The organism is Rothia sp. 18CD1-1, assembly GCF_055285355.1.
This window is the reverse complement of record NZ_JBUZLI010000004.1, coordinates 48,266-65,743: the sequence shown is the minus strand read 5'-3', so window position 1 is coordinate 65,743 and position 17,478 is coordinate 48,266. Positions and strand designations below refer to the sequence as shown.

13 protein-coding genes and 3 tRNA genes are annotated in these 17,478 nt (G+C 58.5%); 3 read left to right on the top strand and 13 right to left on the bottom strand.

The features are described from left to right. Positions 1-92 precede the first annotated feature (92 nt). The 3 genes from ACS1BR_RS04555 to ACS1BR_RS04545 all read right to left on the bottom strand — a co-directional run bounded on the left by ACS1BR_RS04555 (position 93) and on the right by ACS1BR_RS04545 (position 3,609). Complete coding sequence (locus ACS1BR_RS04555; RefSeq protein ID WP_463560464.1) at positions 93-2,393, bottom strand: FdhF/YdeP family oxidoreductase; 2,301 nt, start codon at positions 2,391-2,393, stop codon at positions 93-95. A 74-nt stretch (positions 2,394-2,467) separates the two neighbouring features. After that, a complete protein-coding gene (gene fdhD / locus ACS1BR_RS04550; RefSeq protein WP_463560462.1) occupies positions 2,468-3,301 on the bottom strand; it encodes a formate dehydrogenase accessory sulfurtransferase FdhD in 834 nt (277 codons plus the stop codon). Further along, positions 3,298-3,609 carry a DUF6457 domain-containing protein gene (locus tag ACS1BR_RS04545; RefSeq protein ID WP_463560460.1) on the bottom strand — a complete coding sequence of 104 codons (312 nt, stop codon included), beginning with the start codon at positions 3,607-3,609 and terminating at the stop codon, positions 3,298-3,300. The genes fdhD and ACS1BR_RS04545 overlap by 4 nt, the downstream gene beginning before the upstream one ends. A gap of 107 nt (positions 3,610-3,716) precedes the next feature. Between ACS1BR_RS04545 and ACS1BR_RS04540 the strand changes: the two genes are divergently transcribed. Then, positions 3,717-4,517 (top strand): exodeoxyribonuclease III, encoded by an 801-nt coding sequence (locus ACS1BR_RS04540; RefSeq protein ID WP_463560458.1) that lies wholly within the window; start codon positions 3,717-3,719, stop codon positions 4,515-4,517. A gap of 30 nt (positions 4,518-4,547) precedes the next feature. On the opposite strand, the gene ACS1BR_RS04535 is transcribed toward ACS1BR_RS04540, so the two are convergent. From ACS1BR_RS04535 to ACS1BR_RS04500, 8 genes are all read right to left on the bottom strand, one after another. Next, positions 4,548-5,705, bottom strand: coding sequence for a putative glycoside hydrolase (locus ACS1BR_RS04535; protein WP_463560456.1), 1,158 nt, complete (start codon positions 5,703-5,705; stop codon positions 4,548-4,550). Further along, on the bottom strand, positions 5,698-7,371 hold the full coding sequence (gene pelF, locus ACS1BR_RS04530) for a GT4 family glycosyltransferase PelF (protein ID WP_463560454.1): 1,674 nt from the start codon (positions 7,369-7,371) through the stop codon (positions 5,698-5,700). The genes ACS1BR_RS04535 and pelF overlap by 8 nt, the downstream gene beginning before the upstream one ends. Before the next feature lie 53 nt (positions 7,372-7,424). Beyond that, positions 7,425-8,690: a hypothetical protein gene (locus ACS1BR_RS04525; RefSeq protein ID WP_463560452.1), complete on the bottom strand. Its 1,266-nt coding sequence runs from the start codon at positions 8,688-8,690 to the stop codon at positions 7,425-7,427. A 638-nt stretch (positions 8,691-9,328) separates the two neighbouring features. Next, positions 9,329-9,401, bottom strand: a tRNA-Phe gene (locus ACS1BR_RS04520). A gap of 63 nt (positions 9,402-9,464) precedes the next feature. Further along, positions 9,465-9,538 (bottom strand) — tRNA-Asp (locus ACS1BR_RS04515). Positions 9,539-9,606: 68 nt separating this feature from the next. Beyond that, positions 9,607-9,679, bottom strand: a tRNA-Glu gene (locus ACS1BR_RS04510). Between the two features lie 248 nt (positions 9,680-9,927). Further along, a complete protein-coding gene (locus tag ACS1BR_RS04505) occupies positions 9,928-10,947 on the bottom strand; it encodes a universal stress protein (protein WP_463560450.1) in 1,020 nt (339 codons plus the stop codon). Positions 10,948-11,118: 171 nt separating this feature from the next. Continuing rightward, a complete protein-coding gene (locus tag ACS1BR_RS04500) occupies positions 11,119-12,039 on the bottom strand; it encodes a dihydroorotate oxidase (protein WP_463560447.1) in 921 nt (306 codons plus the stop codon). Between the two features lie 230 nt (positions 12,040-12,269). On the opposite strand from ACS1BR_RS04500, the gene ACS1BR_RS04495 reads away from it, so the two are divergent. After that, positions 12,270-13,622: a D-arabinono-1,4-lactone oxidase gene (locus ACS1BR_RS04495; protein WP_463560443.1), complete on the top strand. Its 1,353-nt coding sequence runs from the start codon at positions 12,270-12,272 to the stop codon at positions 13,620-13,622. Between the two features lie 43 nt (positions 13,623-13,665). Next, the gene (locus ACS1BR_RS04490) at positions 13,666-15,099 is read left to right on the top strand and encodes a GuaB1 family IMP dehydrogenase-related protein (RefSeq protein WP_463560441.1); all 1,434 of its coding nucleotides are present in this window, start codon (positions 13,666-13,668) and stop codon (positions 15,097-15,099) included. Positions 15,100-15,168: 69 nt separating this feature from the next. Here the strand turns inward: ACS1BR_RS04490 and ACS1BR_RS04485 are convergent, their stop codons facing one another. Continuing rightward, complete coding sequence (locus ACS1BR_RS04485; RefSeq protein ID WP_463560439.1) at positions 15,169-16,569, bottom strand: FAD-dependent oxidoreductase; 1,401 nt, start codon at positions 16,567-16,569, stop codon at positions 15,169-15,171. 175 nt (positions 16,570-16,744) lie between these two features. Next, on the bottom strand, positions 16,745-17,344 hold the full coding sequence (locus ACS1BR_RS04480) for a YagU family protein (RefSeq protein ID WP_463560437.1): 600 nt from the start codon (positions 17,342-17,344) through the stop codon (positions 16,745-16,747). Positions 17,345-17,478: the final 134 nt, after the last annotated feature.

The window sequence follows — 17,478 nt, the reverse complement described above, 5'->3', positions numbered from 1 at the left end:
AAGGCTTTGCGGGCCCCTCGAAGCCGCAACCAAACTTTGTGTAGATCTTTTTCTGGAGAAAATTTTCCCTCGATTCCGGGGCTTCAACTCCCCTAGAGGTAGGTCTTTCCCAGCGGTTCCAGGCGCACCAGTACCGACTTATACACCGGGGTATTCGATCGTTTTGCCGCTGAATCTAGCGGAACCAGCACGTTACCCTCGGGCATATAAACGGCCACGCAGTCTTTGGCGTGATCATAGGCCACACAGCGGAAATTGGGGGCACGGCGTTCGCCGTCCTCCCAAACCGACACAATATCAACCAGGTCCCCGTCCCTCAGCCCGCGTGACTCCAAATCCTCGGGGTTAATAAAAACCACCCGACGCCCGTGATAAACACCGCGATAACGATCATCCATACCATAGATGGTCGAGTTAAACTGGTCGTGTGAACGCACCGTTGACAGCAGCAGGTGCCCCTCGGGAAGATCAATCACGTTGGTTTTATTAATGGTCAGGTGCGCCTTCCCGTCGTCGGTGTTAAAAACACGCTGCCGCGGACCATTGGGCAGGTAAAAACCACCGGGCTTCTCAATACGCTCGTTATAGCGGTCAAAGCCGGGAATAGTTGCCTCAATAGCGCTACGAATATTGGCGTAGTCATCAATAAGCGGCTGCCAAAACTCATCGCCAAAAGCCGCCTTACCCAGAGAACAAATAATCTCGACCTCGGAACGCATACTGTATTTAAGGTTGGCTTTACGTCTTCCCAGAGAAGCGGAAACCACCGAAGCTGAATTCTCCACGGTCAACTTCTGCGGCCCGGACTTCTGCACGTCGAGATCGGTGCGACCCAGCACTGGCAAAATCAAGGACCTCTCCCCCGGAAAAGCGTGCGCACCATTGGGCTTAGTGGAAAGATGCACCGTCATCTCCTGAGCCATCATGCCCTCCTGGCAGGCCGTGGTATCCGAAGCCACCCTCACCAGGTTTCCGCCCAAAGACATAAAAAATCTATTGCCGCCGTCGCGAATCTGCTGGAGCGAACCCACCGAGTCAAGACCGTGCTCGCGGGGTACCGGGAAACCAAAATAGTCCTCAAGGGCCGAGAGAAAAGTATCCGGCATCTGTTCCCAGATACCCACGGTACGGTTACCCTGCACATTGGAGTGTCCGCGGAAAGGAGCGGTGCCCGCACCGGGTTTACCAATATTGCCGGTCAGCAACACAAAATTCATCATCTCGCGAATAGTGTAGACCGAGTCCCGGTGCTGGGTAACACCCAGCGTCCAGCCCAGCACCACAGACTCCGCCTTCTGCACCAAATCCGCAACCGCAGCCACCTGCACCGCCGAAACCCCCGAGCCCCGTTCCAGTTCACGGTCATCGAGACCCATCAAATAATCAATAGTCTCCTCGTACCCCGAGCAGAACCTCTCAAGAAAAACACGGTCGATAGCGTCACGGCGAATAAGCTCGCGGTTAAGCTGCTGAAAGAACGCGCGGTCCCCATCGAGCCGAACCTGCACATACTCGTCGGCAAGCTTCTCGGGAATACCCAGGGCACCCTTGACCGACTGCGGCTCCTCAAACTCCAGTAACCCAACCTCGGGCATAGGATTAATCGCCACCATCTTCCCGCCGTTCTCCTTCATCTTCTTAAAGGTGGTCAGCGAGCGCGGATGGTTAGTGCCGGGGTTCTGCCCCACCGAGATAAAAAGATCGGTGGTTTCAAGATCCTTCATGGTGGCCGAGCCCTTTCCCAGGCCGACCACCTCTTTCAGGGCCACACCGGTGGATTCATGGCAGAGGTTACCGCAGTCGGGTAGATTGTTGGTGCCCAGGCGGCGGGCCAGTAGCTGAAAAACGTAGGCGGCCTCATTGGACGCCCGGCCGGACGTATAAAAGACCGCCTGGTTGGGATCCTCTAAGCTTGTGAGCTGTTCAGCGATGAGAGAGTAGGCGCGCTCCCAGGAGATAGGGCGGTAATGGTCGTCGCCGCTAGCACGATCATAGAGTAGGGGCTCGGTGATACGGCCCTGATTCCCCAACCAAAAATCTGTTTTATGTTTGAGTTCTTCAACCGAGTACCGCGCCCAGAAGTCGGGGCCGGCAAGCTGCCCGGCAGTCTCTGCGGCTACCGCCTTTGCACCGTTTTCGCAGAACTCCACCGTATTGAGCTCTTGCTGATTGGGCTCAGGCCAAGCGCAACTGGGGCAGTCGATACCGCCGTTTTGGTTCATTTTCAGCAGGGTCGGCAGGCCACCGGCGGGCACCGCCTCTTTCATGGCGTGGTAGACGCCGTGGAGTCCGGCCGCGGCGCGGGAACGCTTACCGATCTTGGGGTAGTCGTAGGCGTTAGCTTCTTGGCTGATACGGCTCACCGTGGGAGCCTGAGGCTTGGGGGTGCTCATTATCTCTACCTTTCCCACCCTATGTGATGCTCATAACCGAGCCTAGCTCTATGAGAGATTCTACCGCCGCATACCTAGCCCAGGTCTAATTCACCGGAGTAAATGTTAAAGCGATCTTCGCGGGCAAAGGCGACCAGGGTCAGCCCCGCCTCCCGAGCCAGGTCAACCGCCAGAGACGACGCTGCCGAGACAGCAATCAGTGCCGAAAACCCCGCCATAATCGCCTTCTGGACCAGCTCAAAGGAGGCCCGTGAGCTCATCACCAAAATCCTGCCCGGGGTGTCCAGCGAGTCTTCCAGCAGCAGATGCCCAATCACCTTGTCCGCGGCGTTGTGTCTGCCAATGTCTTCCCGGGTGACCAGGTGGCCACCGTCGCGGTCAAAAACAGCGGCCGCGTGTATCCCGCCGGTGCGACGAAACTGTTGCTGTCCCTGTTTTAGCCTGTGAGGCAGGGAGAGAACCAGTTCGGGGCTCAGCTCAACGGGGCTAACCCGCCGCAGTTTCCTCTCCATGATGGCCTCGATAGAGGCGGATCCGCACACCCCGCAGGCAGAGTTTGTGGTGGTCAGCCGCAGACCTCCGGGTTTGGGGGTGGCGGCAGAAGAAGAATACCGAAGGTCAAGGAGGTTGTAGGTGTTGCGTCCGTCTTCCCCGCTGGCACCGGCGCAGTAGCGGGCGGTAGCAATATCCTCTGCCGCGCGAATCAGCCCCTCCGAATGCAAAAAACCGTGGGCCAGTTCAAGGTCGTGACCGGGGGTGCGCATGGTGGTGGTGACACTCTGTCCGTCGACGCGGATTTCCAGGGGCTCCTCTGCCGTCACCGCGTCTGATCGCCGGTTTACGGTAAAGCTGCCGTCTGCCAACCGGATCACCTTGGACATTGGGGTAGAGATGTTGAGCCGGCTCATACCCCTTCCCCTCTCCGCCGCTGCCAGTCTGTGACAGCCTTTTGAACACGGGTGATGTTTTCCCGTATCTCACCGGCACTCCGGTGCGCCGAGGCTAGCCCCACCGCAAAGGCAGCCAGCGGTGCTGCCGGACGGTCCACGCCGCGCGCTACCTGTTTGGTCAGTCCCAGCAGGTGAGGTACTACCTCGTCGACAGTGTCCGCGCTAATGCCCAGGTTGTGAGAGACCAGGGTCAGAAACTCCCGGACCTGCTCGAGGTCATCAGCCTTTTTCCTGCTGTTGTCCGCTGTCTCATGCTGCCCCGCCATGCTCATTACCTCCGTATCCGATACATACCAACCCTACATTCTCAGTATCTTCTTCGCCTACGGCCGTGCTTTTCCCACTACCGACTGTACTCGGTAGGCTGGGTAGTATGAAGATTGCCACCTGGAATGTGAACTCTATTCGTGCCAGAGCGGACCGCGTTGAGGACTGGCTAGCCGCACACGATGTAGATGTGCTCGCCATGCAGGAGACCAAAACCAAAGATGAAAGTTTCCCCTACGAAATTTTTGATTTTATGGGCTACGAGGTGGCCAACTTTGGGCTGGACCAGTGGAACGGGGTGGCGATCGCCTCGCGGGTGGGCCTAGACGATATCGAGCGCACCTTTCCCGGCCAGCCTACCTTCTCGAAACCGGGGGATACCCCCGTGCAGGAGGCCCGTGCACTGGCGGCGACCTGCGGCGGGGTGCGGGTGTGGAGTCTTTACGTTCCCAACGGGCGAGCTATCGATGACCCCCACATGGACTATAAGCTGCGCTGGCTGCGGGTGCTCAGAGAAAATGTCAGCTCTTGGCTGGCAGAGCAGCCCGGCTTAGAGTTGGCCCTGGTGGGTGACTGGAATGTTGCCCCGTACGACAGCGATGTTTGGGATATCAATTTCTTCCGCGACAACCAGCTCACCCACGTGACAGAACCCGAACGCCGAGCCTTTGACTCCCTGATCACCGGCGCGCATCTGGTGGATGTCTCCCGCCCCTACACGCCGGGAGAGTACACCTACTGGGACTACACCAAGGGCCGCTTCCCCAAAAATGAGGGGATGCGTATTGATTTTCAGCTCTACTCCCCCGCTCTCGCCGCCCGAGTCGTGGGGGCACATATCGACCGTGAACAGAGGCAGGGGAAGGGGGCATCAGACCACACCCCGCTGGTGGTGGAAATAGGCTGAGGGCTACCCACCAAAGCCTATTCCCGCACCCTAGGAGCGTCTCATCAGGGCACCGGTGTGCGGCTCCAAAACCATTTCCTTCGGTGACGGCCCCGCCGTGGACACCAGCCCCGCCGGAACCCTCAACCGTCCCGAGCTGCTATCGGTCATGTTGACCGCCGCCCAGCCCCTGCTAAACCTCCTCACCAGCGCACCCTTCTCCTCAAAGAAATCGCCCAGCGGAGTACCCAGGTCCCAGGCTAGCTCCTCACGCCAGGGAGTGCCGTTGTGCATATCGTGCCCGCCCGCGGACAGCGCGGTCCACTGTCCGCCGCTAAATACCCACAGCGCGGCCAGGGCCGCCAAAAAATTAGGGTGCGAGTTAGTGTTATCGGTGGAGGCTCGCAACAGGGTCAGCCGCCGCATACTGGCGGCGCTGTTATCCGCTATCTTGAGCGTGACCGGCGGAAAATCCCCCCGCATCTGCTGCACCTGGGCCAGGCCGGAAACATAGTCCAGGTAATCGTTAGCACCCCAGCCCATAAACACCTCTTCAAAACCCCCACCGTAGGCGCTGTGCCGCTCCCACTTTCCGGGGTCGCACCGAGACTCCGCAATATTGGGCACCAAGATTTTTCCACGACGGTTGAGCGCCTCCCCCGCCTCGCGGACCAGAAGATCGAGGCCGCGGTGTAGGGTGGCCATATCCGGTGCATCACGAAGAGGGAGATGAAGCCCGTAGTAGTCGCCATAGTGGTCGTTATCGGCCAGCACACCGTCAAAAGGCGAATACACCAGTTCGGCGGTCACGTTCTCCACCCAGCGGCGGCGGTAGGCCGGGCTCCAGACCCGCATCTGGTAGTGCCCGGGGTACCCCTCCCACTCGACGAGCTCACCGTTTTTTCGTCGGGCAAAAAACGGGTCACCGTTCTTCTCCGCCTCGCGGGCCTGGGCGAAAGAGACCCCCGAGGTGAACGGCCCGCACGTCTCATAGCTGCGGGTTGATGACAGGCACTTATAGCAGAGCACCACCATCCGGGGGTTCAGCTCTTTAAGCCGCTTGGCCGCCCACACCTCACCCGGCTGAAGCAGCGCCACCGAATAGTGCTCCGCAGCAAACCGCACTTGCTCCCCGGAGACCGGTTCGCCGCCGTAACGCACCCACAGGCCGTAGCTACCCGTGCCGTCACCGGAAGGAACCCTAAGCATCCTCCCTCACCCGGCTTTCCCCCCGCCGGTCTGTAGATAGAGGCTGCGACTGCCGCACCGACCCCGCACCCAAAGTACGGTAGATCCGCTGGTACTTTTCCATCACATCGTGAAGCTGAAAAAACCTAATCACCCGCTCACGGGCATTCACGCACATTTCCTCGTAGAAACCCGGATCTTCCATAACTCTCCGAAGCGCCTCGGCAAACCCCCTCGGGTCCCCCGCCCTGGTCAGAATCCCGCAGCGGCCTACTGCCGCACCGTCATCGGCAATCAGGGTGTCATCAATCAGCTGAGACATGCCACCCACATCGGTGCCGATCACGGGAATAGACGCGCTCATAGCCTCAAGCGCCACAATCGGCTGACCCTCGTTATAGCTTGGCATCACCAGGGCGTCGAACTCCCCCAGTTTTTCGCGCACATTCACGGTTCCGTGAAAAGTCACGTAGTCTTCAAGGCCCTCGCGGGCAACCGCCTCCCGGCACTTCTCGTAGTACCAGGGCACGTGCTGGGTGGGGCCCAGACAGTCGATGTGTAGCTTATATCCCCCGTCCCTGAGGATGGCCAGGGCGCTTATCAAATCGAGTAGCCCCTTAATGGGCACCACTCTGGCAATAAACACAAACCGCCAGCAGTGTTCGCTACCCTGCCGGGCAATTTCTTTTCGGGCCGTCCGACGCTGCGCATATGCCTCATTAACATCGGATATCAGCATACCGTTGGGCACAATCACCGACCTTTCGGGGATACCGTGCAGACCTTTAGCTTCCTCCACAGCCTTGGGATAGAGGTAGGTGATCAGATCCGCGCTGGGGTAGCAGAAGCGGCCCATCTGTATCCACCAGATCATCCAGGCGCGCTGTTCATCGGTCACATCAAAAACGTCGTAGTCCCCCACGGCCACCGGGTAAGACATGTTGCGGTCAAGTAAGGTGTTGATCGTATCCCGCACATAGAGGTTATGCTCGGTCAGCAAAAAACTGGTGCCGTTATCACGGGCCGCCGCCGCGCCGACGAGGGCGGCATAACCGGTGGTGTGGGCGTGGTAGACGCTGGCGTAGGGCATACGCTCGTGCAGTAGCGCGTAGGCCAGCGAAAAGAAGGTGCGCGCCAACCAAAAGACATCGGAGAAACTCATCTTTTCGACCGCTAGCCGGTCAAAGAGTACCCGCATAAACTCCTTGCTGCCCAGCAGAGACCACCCGGCAAATTCACGGGTTTTCTCCGCTAACATGCGGTCGTAGACTTCCCAGAGCGGGTTGGGGTCGGCCCGGTCGATGAGCGCGAAAAGAGCGTCAATCACTCTGTTGCTTTCGTCGGTGCGCTGCTGGGAGGTGAGTTTGAGCTCTCTCAGAGGGGTTGAAAAATCTTCGCGGTGTTCTTCGAGACTGAGATAGATGGTTTTGATCCAACGCACGTTATCGGGTACACCGTAGAGGTCTTTGGTGGGTGAATTTTTGTCCCAGGAGATGTGGATAATCCCGAAAGAGGTGTCGGGACTATAGGTGATGATGTCGTGGACCACCGCGGACACTCCACCTTTGAGAAAAGGGTAGGTGGACTCCATGATGATTGCCACGTCAACGTCTTCGTAGTCCGGGTCGGTGTAGTGCTGGTTAACCTGCGGTTTTTGGAGTTTTTTGTAGGTATTTTTTTCAATCATTGCGGGGTTACCTTCCGGTGGGTAGAGCGTGGGCCAGATTGTCTAGCCGTGAGCTACCAGCTCATGGCGTGTTTCCAAAAAAGGTCGTAGGCCGGTGCGCTCCATGTTTTGCGGAATAGCCGGTAGCTGATAAAGACCAGTACCGTATCCGCAAGCATGATGATGAGGTAACCGCCGGTGGAGGGCACCAGCGAAAACGCCATAATGCACATGATGAGGTGGGCGAGCCCGATCAGCTGCGGAGCAGTGTGGGAGCCCAGGTAGTCGATCTGATAGCTGTAGATTGTGACTGCGAGGAAGAGCCAGGAAGCCACAATGACGGCGAAGGCCAGTCCCAGGGAATCCTGGCGGAAGAAAAGCATGGCCGCGGCAATCACGGCCGAACATATCGCAGCGATCATGAGGGTTCGCCGGGTTGAGGCAACCACCCGTCGCTCCACCTTAGCGGAGTAGCTTTGCACCTGCCGGTAACCCATAGATTGGATAGCGGTCCGCAGTTTCGCCACGGCGCGGTCCACACTCGCTGATTCGGCGGCAAAGAAGTAGTTATAGGCAACCACGGCGGGGATAAGGCCCATATAAACCACCACAACGTTCATGCGTCCTTCCTGCGCGAGAAAAAGCAGGTATTTGTCTGACCAGAGCACGGCGCCCAGGAGCAGACCCCGCACCATCTCACGGGTGACCACCGTGTAGTTGAGATATCTGAAGGCGGTGAGGTAGCGCAGATGGTGCCGTAAAACGAACAGCATGACCAGTATTCCCATGAGCGGTGGAAGAAACCAGATGTGGGGGAAGATCAGAAGTGTCAGCGCATAGGCGAGCCAGGCAAAGGCCCAGTTGTTTCGGTTGGTGGTGGGAAGGTTGGCCACCACCAGCAGCTGACCAAAGGCAATATTGAGAAAGCCCAGGAGAAGGAAGGCAATGAGTGCCCTGCTGTCCCAGCCCAGCACAAAGTAGAAGGGGGCTGAGAAGAGCAGCAGTATCGGAAGGACCGCCGCGCAGGTGGAGAGCCAGTATTCGGAGAAGCGCCGCATACAGGCGTCCATGTTTCTTTCACCCAGCAGATCTTCCATTGCCCGGTAGATGGGCAGGCACACGCTCTGCGACATCCAGGGGACTGTAATGGAAACCGCCAGAATAATTTGGGTGAGTGAGGTTCTGCCGATACTTACCCGCTCTAGTTGGGGGGTGACCAGGGGGAAGATGGTGGTCAGCAGAATAACGGGGGATAGGTAGAGCAGAAACTGGTAGAAAAAGTGGGTTTTTTTAAATCTGTATTTTGGCCTATTTATTCTTACAACTGGTTCTGTGGACAAGTTATCACCTTTGCAAGTGTGCTTAGCAGAGAGTACCACCGAGACTACGCTATTTTTCCACTGAGCGGAGGGATAGCCCTACCATTTTTACACGGTTCCCAGCCCAAAGGGGTGTAAATCTCATTTGAATTTTAAGTTTTGTCCACTAAACAGCCCACGATATTACTAGCGAGCAATCGCCGGCAAAACATGCCGGGTATGGTATAAATTGGTACTCTGACAAGGGAATTATTCTCATCAGTACAAATAAGAGATTCATCGGGAAGCAGCCACAGAACTGTGAGACGGCAAAACTTCCCCCAAACAACCTACGGAGCGTATTGTTCGATTTCATAACCATAAAAATATCCTTTTTATAGCCACACAGGCGGAGGGCGAGCTCACTACTGAAACCCCAAAATAAACTAAACTTTTACCGCATAAAACCGAAACATCAGTAGCATCCACAAAAATACTTTTCTACCTAAACCGCCCCGTCCCACGCAGGTTCGCCCCAGACAGGTCCCGAACACACAGGAAAACAGTGACAGGCGCATTCGGAGACGGGGCAGTGCAGAAGCGCACCGAGAAGAAGAGGATAAGGAAATACCTTAAAAAGAAAAACCACCTACACGTTAGAAGCCCATGTAAGTGGTTTGTGGCTCCGACCGGCGTCGATCCGGTGACCTTACGATTTTCAGTCGCACGCTCTACCAACTGAGCTACAGAGCCAGGCATATTCATCAGATATGCCGCAACCGCGCTTTCCCATAAAGAGAACTCACGCGGCTGAAGCGACCCCGACGGGACTTGAACCCGCGACCTCCGCCGTGACAGGGCGGCGCGCTAACCAACTGCGCTACGGGGCCAGAGTTGATATCAACAAAGTGAAACTTTATATCATTCAACATGGCCATGCAAATCAACAATTTGCACGTACCCCCAACGGGATTTGAACCCGTGTTACCGCCGTGAAAGGGCGGCGTCCTAGGCCGCTAGACGATGGGGGCCAGGATTTCAAACAGGGCTACCCAGGGTATCCGCTGCTCGAACCTCAACTAGCTTACGACAGTTTTTCTACCCGCGCAAACCGGGCTTTCCCCGGCCGGCCCACCGCACCGAACCGGCTACCGGCTAAAACCCCCGAAAAATCACCGGCTCACAAGGCCCTCGGGCTCTCCAAAAAAAATTTAAAATTTTTCGCAGAGAACCGGAAGCTGCCGCTCACACCGGCGGCAGCTTCCGGTTACACAGGTACCTAACCCCAGGTAATATCGGCTTCGGGCGCAGTTTTAATACGCTCATCCTCAAGCTCGGGAACAATCATCACCGGGGTCTTAGTATTGTGCAGGACCCCCTGCGAGGTTGAACCCAGCAACAGACCGGCAACACCGCCACGGCCGCGGGTACCCACCACAATCAAATCGGCGTCCTTACCGGCCTCAAGCAACACCTGCACCGGCGAACCGTCAATCAGCTTAAACTCGATCTCCAGCTCGGGATAAAAACCCCTAATCCAGATAGCAGCCTTACGCTGAAGATCAGCAATTTCACGGTACATTGCCTCAAAATCAACAGCGGCAGGCACCCAGTTCAAAGCCCCGGTATAGGGGGCAAGAGCGTTGACCAACACCAGCTTTACCCCGCGACGGTCAGCCTCCTCAGCCGCCTTGAGAATCGCCACCCGCGCCTGCTCAGAACCATCCGAACCGGCCACCACCGGACGCCCCTTCCCCAAGAGACCCGGATCCTTATCAATCGCCTCACCGTAAGAAGCCGGAACCGCCACCGTGGGGCAGTGGGAGTGCGCCGGCAAAGAAGTGGACACCGTGCCCAGCAGGCGCCCCAAAAAACCGCCGTGCGAGCGCGAACCCACCACCATCAACTCCGCGCGCTTTGAAAGTTCCAGGAGCACACCGGTGGCGTCCCCAGTTTCAACGGTGGAGCGAATCTCAACATCGGTTTCCCCGATACGGGTGCGAGCCTCGTTGAGGATCTGCGCTACGCCGTCGCGCAGCGCCTGCTCATCGACCACCGAATACCCCGCGTCCATACCTCCACCGGTAAAAACAGGTAGCGAGTACGCGGTAACCAGGCGAACCGGAACCTTGCGGATCCCGGCCTCGTGCACCGCCCACTGTAGGGCACCGTAAGACTGCTCTGAGCCGTCGATACCGACAATCACCTCACCGGATATTGTGGTGAGATCTACACCGGCATCGCGGTTTTCGATGGCCTGTTCACCAAAACTTTTGTTGGTTGATTTCTGGTCGGTCATGGCTATCTCCCTTAAAAATTTTTAAAGTACCCGACTGGTTCCTTGTGCTGGGGTCGGGGCTACACCTTCTATTTTAGAGTGTTGGGGTTCACTTTTGTACCCGTTTGCCGCAAGAATGAGCGACGATTTTATCGGGGTGCAGCCCAGTACCCCACCGGTACTCCGGTATTCCTAGATGTACTCCACCGCTCCCCTAAAATCGTCGAGGGTCTCAAACCCGTAGGCCCGCATCTGCTGCTCCAACTCAACCAGAAGCCTGTCAAAGAGACCGGTGCCCTGCTGGTGTAGAGCTGTACCCACCTGCACCATACTTGCCCCGCAGAGTATGTGCTCAAACACGTCAATACCGCGGGTAACACCGCCGGTACCGATAATTTGAATCGAAGGGTTCAGACGGGTAAAAAATGCGTGCACATTGGCCAGCGCCCAGGGCTTAACAGTGGGGCCACCAATACCACCAAACCCGTTTTTGGGGGCTATAGACATGCTCAGCCCCCGGATCATCAGACCGTTGCCGGGGCTGTTGATGCTGTTGATAAAAGTAAGCGGGTAGCGGTTGAGGATTTCGGCCACGGTATCAAAATGCGCCATATCAAAGAAAGGCGGCAGCTTAACCCCCAGCCTGCCCGAATAGAGCTCAAACGTCCGGGCAAGAATCCGATCTGCGGCCTCAAAATCGTAGGCTATCTGGGGTTTTGAGGGAATATTGGGGCAGGAGAGGTTGAGCTCCACCATGCCGGTAAATCCCGCCGAATTCACGCGCGCAAACAGCAGGGGAATATCATCCGGAGCCATCGGGCTCACCGAAAGAAACCTGTCACTCTGACGGGGATCGGTGGACAGGTAGTCCAGATAGTAGTCGATCCCCCTGTTGGGTAACCCCATAGAGTTAATACTGTTCTCACCCACATCGCGGTACCGCGGCTCCGGATTTCCTGCTCTCTCACGCACGGTAGCGGTTTTGGTGACAAAAGTTGCTGCCGCGGAGTTGGCCACCGAGTCCAACTCCTCAGCGCTCATACACATCACACCCGCCGCGTTCATCACACACGAGGAAAACTCGCTACCGCCAAGAACCGTTGAATAGGACATACCAGCACCTCACTCGCACAAAAAATTTTGGGGCACCCCCGGGAACCTCCGGCAGAGCACCCGGGTAAAGGAGAACCCCGCCACTTCTAGGTATAGCCGTACCGGCACACCGACACAAGCACGCCTCACGGGCAGAGGCTCACAGCTGACAGGAAAAATTTCTCCCCCCACCCCACCGGACATGAGAATATGAGAGAACCAGCGACGACCAACCCGAAAGCACAACAGTCATGTCTGAAACACACTGGAGCACCTGGGGCTACCGGCACAGCACCACCCCCAACCGTGTATATACCCCCCGGTCTATCCCCGAAGCACAACAACACGTCGCCCTAGCAGCAATCAACGGGAGCCGCATCAAGGTGGTTGGCGCCTCCCGCAGCTCCTCAGCAATCGCCCAACCCACCGACTCCATGATGAGCCTCGACTACCTGGTGGGCGCCACCTCCATCGACACCGCCGCCGGAGAAGCAACCTTCCTCGCCGGCACCACGGTGCACCAGGCAAATAAAATCCTCGCCACCTACGGGCTCGCCTTTGAAAACCTCGGACGACTGGGCCAGCAGACACTGGCGGGGGCGGTAGCAACCGGCACCCACGGAACCGGCCTCTCCTTCGGCATCATCCCCACGCAGGTCCTCCGGCTCACCATGATCACGGCAACCGGCGAACTCCTCACCTGCTCCCCCAGCCAAAATCCTCGCATCTTTTCGGCCGCACTGGTGGGCCTGGGCGCCCTGGGGGTGCTGGTCTCCCTCACCTTCCGGGTGGTGCCCATCTTCCGTCTACACGCGGTAGAGCGCAACCGCGACTACCACGAAATCATGCACAGCTTTACCGACCGCGCCCGCAACGCAGAACACTACGAGGTCGCCTGGCACCCCGGCTCACGGCTGGTGCGCACCCGCAGGCTCACCCGGCTGCCCCTCCTCACCGAAGGATATATGCCATCGTCAGCACGCATTTCGCAGGCACGCCGACACGGGCGCGACTACGCCATCAACAACGGTATCTTTGAGCTCGCGAGTTTTCTCAACTCAAAAATCCCCGCCACCCGGGGGGCGGTCAACCGCGCCGCCAACCTCGTCGAAAGAAACCGCCGCTATGCGGACCTGGCCCCCTCGGTCTTTATCCTCAACCGCACCGTGCACCAGAACAACATGGAATACGCTTTCGACCTCGCCGATTTCAACACTGTCATGTCCGAGGTCTACTCCCGGCTCAACAGCTGCACGGTACGATCCAGCTTCCCTCTCATCGTTCGCACCGCCGCAGCCGACAGTATCCCGCTCTCACCCGCCCACGGCCGCGAAACCGTTTTTATCTCGGCCCGGGAATACTGGCGAAGCGATTATAGAGAGTACTTTGGGTTGCTCGAAGAAATCTTTACAGCCCACGGAGGCAGACCGCACTGGGGGCAGATGCACTCGCTCACATCCACAGAGCTGGCGGGTCTCTACCCCGAATACGGCTCCTTCTCCACCCTCCGCGAAGAACTCGACCCCCAAGGAGTCTTCCTCAACCCCTACCTAGAAAAAGTGCTACCCATCGACAACGGCACCCGCAAATCAGCTCTAGGCTAAGAACCCGGCGCCATCAACCCTCAGCTACGGTATGTTTGAGAGCATGAAATTCCTCAATGGCAACATGCCTACAACAGACCTCACCTACTCCGACGTCTTTATGGTGCCGTCACGCTCGCAGGTTGGCTCACGCATGGGAGTTGACCTCACCACCTCAGACGGCACCGGAACCACCATCCCCATCATCGTGGCGAACATGACCGCTGTCGCGGGCCGGCGCATGGCAGAAACCGTGGCCCGCCGCGGCGGGATCGCAATCATCCCGCAGGATATACCCACCGACATCGTGGCCCAGACCGTGCAGCAGGTCAAAAGCTCCCACCTGATCTTTGACACCCCCATCACCGTCAAACCGCACCACACCGCCGGCTATACCAAGCACCTGATCCCCAAACGCTCCCACGGCGCGGCGATCGTGGTCGAAGACGGTGTACCCGTGGGCATCGTGACCGACAAGGACCTGCGGGGCAGCGACAACTTTGACCAGGTGGCCAACCTGATGACCGCCGATCCCATGACCCTCCCCGATACCGTGAACGCCCAAACCGCGTTCGAGCAATTACACGGGGCCTCGCATAAACTCGCCCCGGTGGTTGACTCCGCCGGCCAACTGGTGGGGGTTCTCACCCGCAAGGGGGCACTACGCGCCAGCCTCTACCAGCCGGCGATCGACTCGCGCGGCGCCCTGCGGGTGGGGGCCGCTATCGGTATCAACGGTGATATTGAGACACGTGCCCGGGCACTGCTGGACGCCGGCGTGGATGTCCTGGTCGTCGATACCGCCCACGGCCACCAGGAAACCATGATAGAGGCCCTCAAAAGGGTGCGCTCCCTGAACCCGAAAGTACCCATAGCCGCCGGCAACGTGGTAACCGCCGCCGGGGTGCGGGACCTCGCCGAAGCCGGCGCAGACATCATCAAAGTGGGTGTCGGCCCCGGGGCCATGTGCACCACCCGCATGCAAACCGGTGTGGGCCGCCCGCAGTTCTCGGCCGTACTCGAATGTGCCGAAGAAGCCCGCAAACTCGGCGTGCACGTGTGGGCAGACGGCGGTGTCAAAGACCCCCGCGACGTCGCTCTCGCCCTGGCTGCCGGCGCCTCCAACGTGATGATCGGCTCCTGGTTTGCCGGAACCTTTGAGTCACCCGGAGACGTTCTTCAAGACGCCGACGGCCGCTACTACAAAGAATCCTTCGGCATGGCCTCGCGGCGGGCGGTGGAAAACCGGAACTCCAAAACCGCGGCCTTCGAGCGGGCGCGCAGAGAAATGTTTGAGGAGGGGATCTCCTCGGCACGCATCTATCTGCCCCACGGTGCCGGCGGTGTAGAAGACCAGATCGACTCCATCATCTCCGGTGTGCGCTCCTCCTTCACCTACGCCGGGGCAGCAACACTCGACGAATTCTCCGAACGCGCCACCGTGGGTATCCAGTCGGCGGCAGGATACGCGGAGGGCCAGCCCCGGGCAACCCGGTAGCAGACAATCCCCCTTGCAGCCGAGGCGGTAGAAGTCCCCGGCGGCAAGGGGGCCGGTATCTATACGGGCCTACAGGCCGCGTGAAATCCGAACCATCTCGTCGCGGTCAACAACTTTGACCCGCTGACGCGGTGCCCCGGCCGAATCCAGGGCGGCAGCACCCAGCGCCTTTTCATGGTCATCGAGCCGGTGCCAGCCTTCCCAGGTGGTGTACTCGATACCCTTGGACTCCAGGAAATCCACAAAGGTGTCAGCATCAGGCTCGGTGGCGGTATAGAGGTTCTCGCGGTCCTCGAGCAGGTGAGTCACCGTCTCCAGGGCATCGGACTTGGTGGAACCAATCAGCCCCACCGGGCCGCGCTTAATCCAGCCGGTAGCGTAGAGGCCGGGCACCGGTTCACCCGCGGTGTCAACAACCCTGCCCTCGACATTGGTAATCACACCCTTGACGGGGTCAAAGCCAACATCGGGCAGCTCTGACCCAAAATACCCGATGGCCCGGTATACCGCCTGCACCGGGTAATCAACATACTCGCCGGTGCCCCGGATCCCGCCGGAGCCGTCCAGCTCATTGCGCTCCACCCTGATGCCGGCTACCGCACCGTCTTCGCCCAGGATCTCGACCGGCGACTGCAAAAAGTGCAGGTGCAAGCGTCGGGAAGCGGTCTGCTCGCTCACCTTCTGGTCCTCCAACCAGCCCCGCAGAACCTTGGTCATCACCTTCACCTGAGCATTTTTCTCCATGGCCTCCAGGGAGGCCGCATCAAACTGAAAATCCTCCTCATAGAGCACGATGTCAACATCACGAGAATGGGCCAACTCACGCAACTCCAGCGGGGTAAATTTGATCTGCGCCGGGCCCCGACGACCAAAAATGTGCACGTCGGTCACCGGCGAGGACTTCAGCCCCCGGTACACGTGGTCGGGAATCTCTGTTGCCAGTAGGTCGTCGGCGTGCTTGGACAGTACGCGGGCGATATCCAGGGCGACATTGCCGTTACCCAGTACCGCAATTTCACGTGCCGTCAGGGGCCACTCGCGCGGATAGTCGGGGTGGGCATCGTACCAGGAGACAAAATCTGATGCCCCGTATGAGCCGTCAAGATCAACGCCGGGCACGTCGAGGGGGGCATCTTTGATGGCACCGGTGGCGAAGATCAGGGCGTCGTAGTGCTCACGCAGATCTTCCAGGGAGAGGTCAACGCCGTATTCAACATTGCCAAAGAAACGAATATCTCCCCGGTCCATGATCTTGTGCAGGGCCCCAATAATGCCCTTGATACGCGGGTGATCGGGGGCCACCCCGTAACGGATCAGGCCAAACGGGGCAGGGTAGCGGTCAAAGATGTCGATGGAAACTTTGACTTCGCCGTCTTTGACCTCTTTGGCTTTGGTGAGGATATCCGCGGCGTAGACACCGGCGGGGCCGGAACCGATCACGGCAACGCGCAGAGGGCGTGTCTGGGTCACAGGTCTTCCTTTCGCTGCCCGCACGCGGTCAGACTACGCCGCGGGCCGATTGATTTTTTCACTGCCCTCAAGTTTACTCACGCCGATCGGTGCTGGGTAGCCCGGTCAACGGCATACCCGGCGCCGATGAAGCTTTCCGTATGCACGGCGATGGTGGGAGGGCACCGGCTCCCGTCTAGACGAATCGGGCCTCTAGCGGGTATTCGGCATCGGGTTCGTGAGTAATGCGGTTACGGATATCTCGACGCACCACCTCAATGGTCCAGAACCAGACAATGTGGCCGAAGAACTCTGAGAAGTGCTCCTCCCAGGGCTGATCCCAGGGGGCCGGGACAATACCCATAGCGGGCATGAGCACCACGTGGAAGGCAACATAGATGACGATGCCGATGGCCGCCCCCTGCCAGAGCTTGATCTTGGGCCAGTACTCGGCTATTGCGCAGTAGAGCAGGGCAAAGACGATGGAGAAGGCAAAGTGGATGATGAAAGACATGTAGGGCAGGTCGTTGCCCAGCCAGGTGTAGGTGGCGTGGCTCGTTTCCGGGCTCATGCCGAAAAGTTCGAGGAGCGCCTGGGGCGGGTTGGTGGCGTTGCGCTCGGGAGTACGCGGAGGAAGCGGTGTCTCCCAGCCAAATTTTACGATGGCGGAGAGAGCCCCGCCGAGCAGGCCGGCAAAAAGCGCTACGCCGACACGACGACGGGCAGGATCGGTTATGGTTTTGAAGGTTACCTTAACCTTCTGCGCGACAGACGCGGCTGCATTTCCAGCACTCACGGGGGAACTCCTTAGGTTGTGGCCGAAAGCGGGCTTCCGGCGATATGTACTGAACAAGTCTATGGTGGCTTCGGTGTTGTTTTGTGACCTTTTGGCTGTGTTTCATACCCTGAATTCGGATAATTTGCACCGTA

Excerpts from the sequence above, each read along its gene's own strand:
- ACS1BR_RS04540 (WP_463560458.1), top strand. The coding sequence starts at position 3,717 with ATGAAGATTGCCACCTGGAATGTGAACTCTATTCGTGCCAGAGCGGAC.
- ACS1BR_RS04495 (WP_463560443.1), top strand. The coding sequence starts at position 12,270 with ATGTCTGAAACACACTGGAGCACCTGGGGCTACCGGCACAGCACCACC.
- pelF (WP_463560454.1), bottom strand. The coding sequence starts at position 7,371 with ATGATTGAAAAAAATACCTACAAAAAACTCCAAAAACCGCAGGTTAAC.
- ACS1BR_RS04500 (WP_463560447.1), bottom strand. The coding sequence starts at position 12,039 with ATGTCCTATTCAACGGTTCTTGGCGGTAGCGAGTTTTCCTCGTGTGTG.
- ACS1BR_RS04505 (WP_463560450.1), bottom strand. The coding sequence starts at position 10,947 with ATGACCGACCAGAAATCAACCAACAAAAGTTTTGGTGAACAGGCCATC.
- ACS1BR_RS04535 (WP_463560456.1), bottom strand. The coding sequence starts at position 5,705 with ATGCTTAGGGTTCCTTCCGGTGACGGCACGGGTAGCTACGGCCTGTGG.
- ACS1BR_RS04555 (WP_463560464.1), bottom strand. The coding sequence starts at position 2,393 with ATGAGCACCCCCAAGCCTCAGGCTCCCACGGTGAGCCGTATCAGCCAA.
- ACS1BR_RS04545 (WP_463560460.1), bottom strand. The coding sequence starts at position 3,609 with ATGGCGGGGCAGCATGAGACAGCGGACAACAGCAGGAAAAAGGCTGAT.
- fdhD (WP_463560462.1), bottom strand. The coding sequence starts at position 3,301 with ATGAGCCGGCTCAACATCTCTACCCCAATGTCCAAGGTGATCCGGTTG.
- ACS1BR_RS04490 (WP_463560441.1), top strand. The coding sequence starts at position 13,666 with ATGAAATTCCTCAATGGCAACATGCCTACAACAGACCTCACCTACTCC.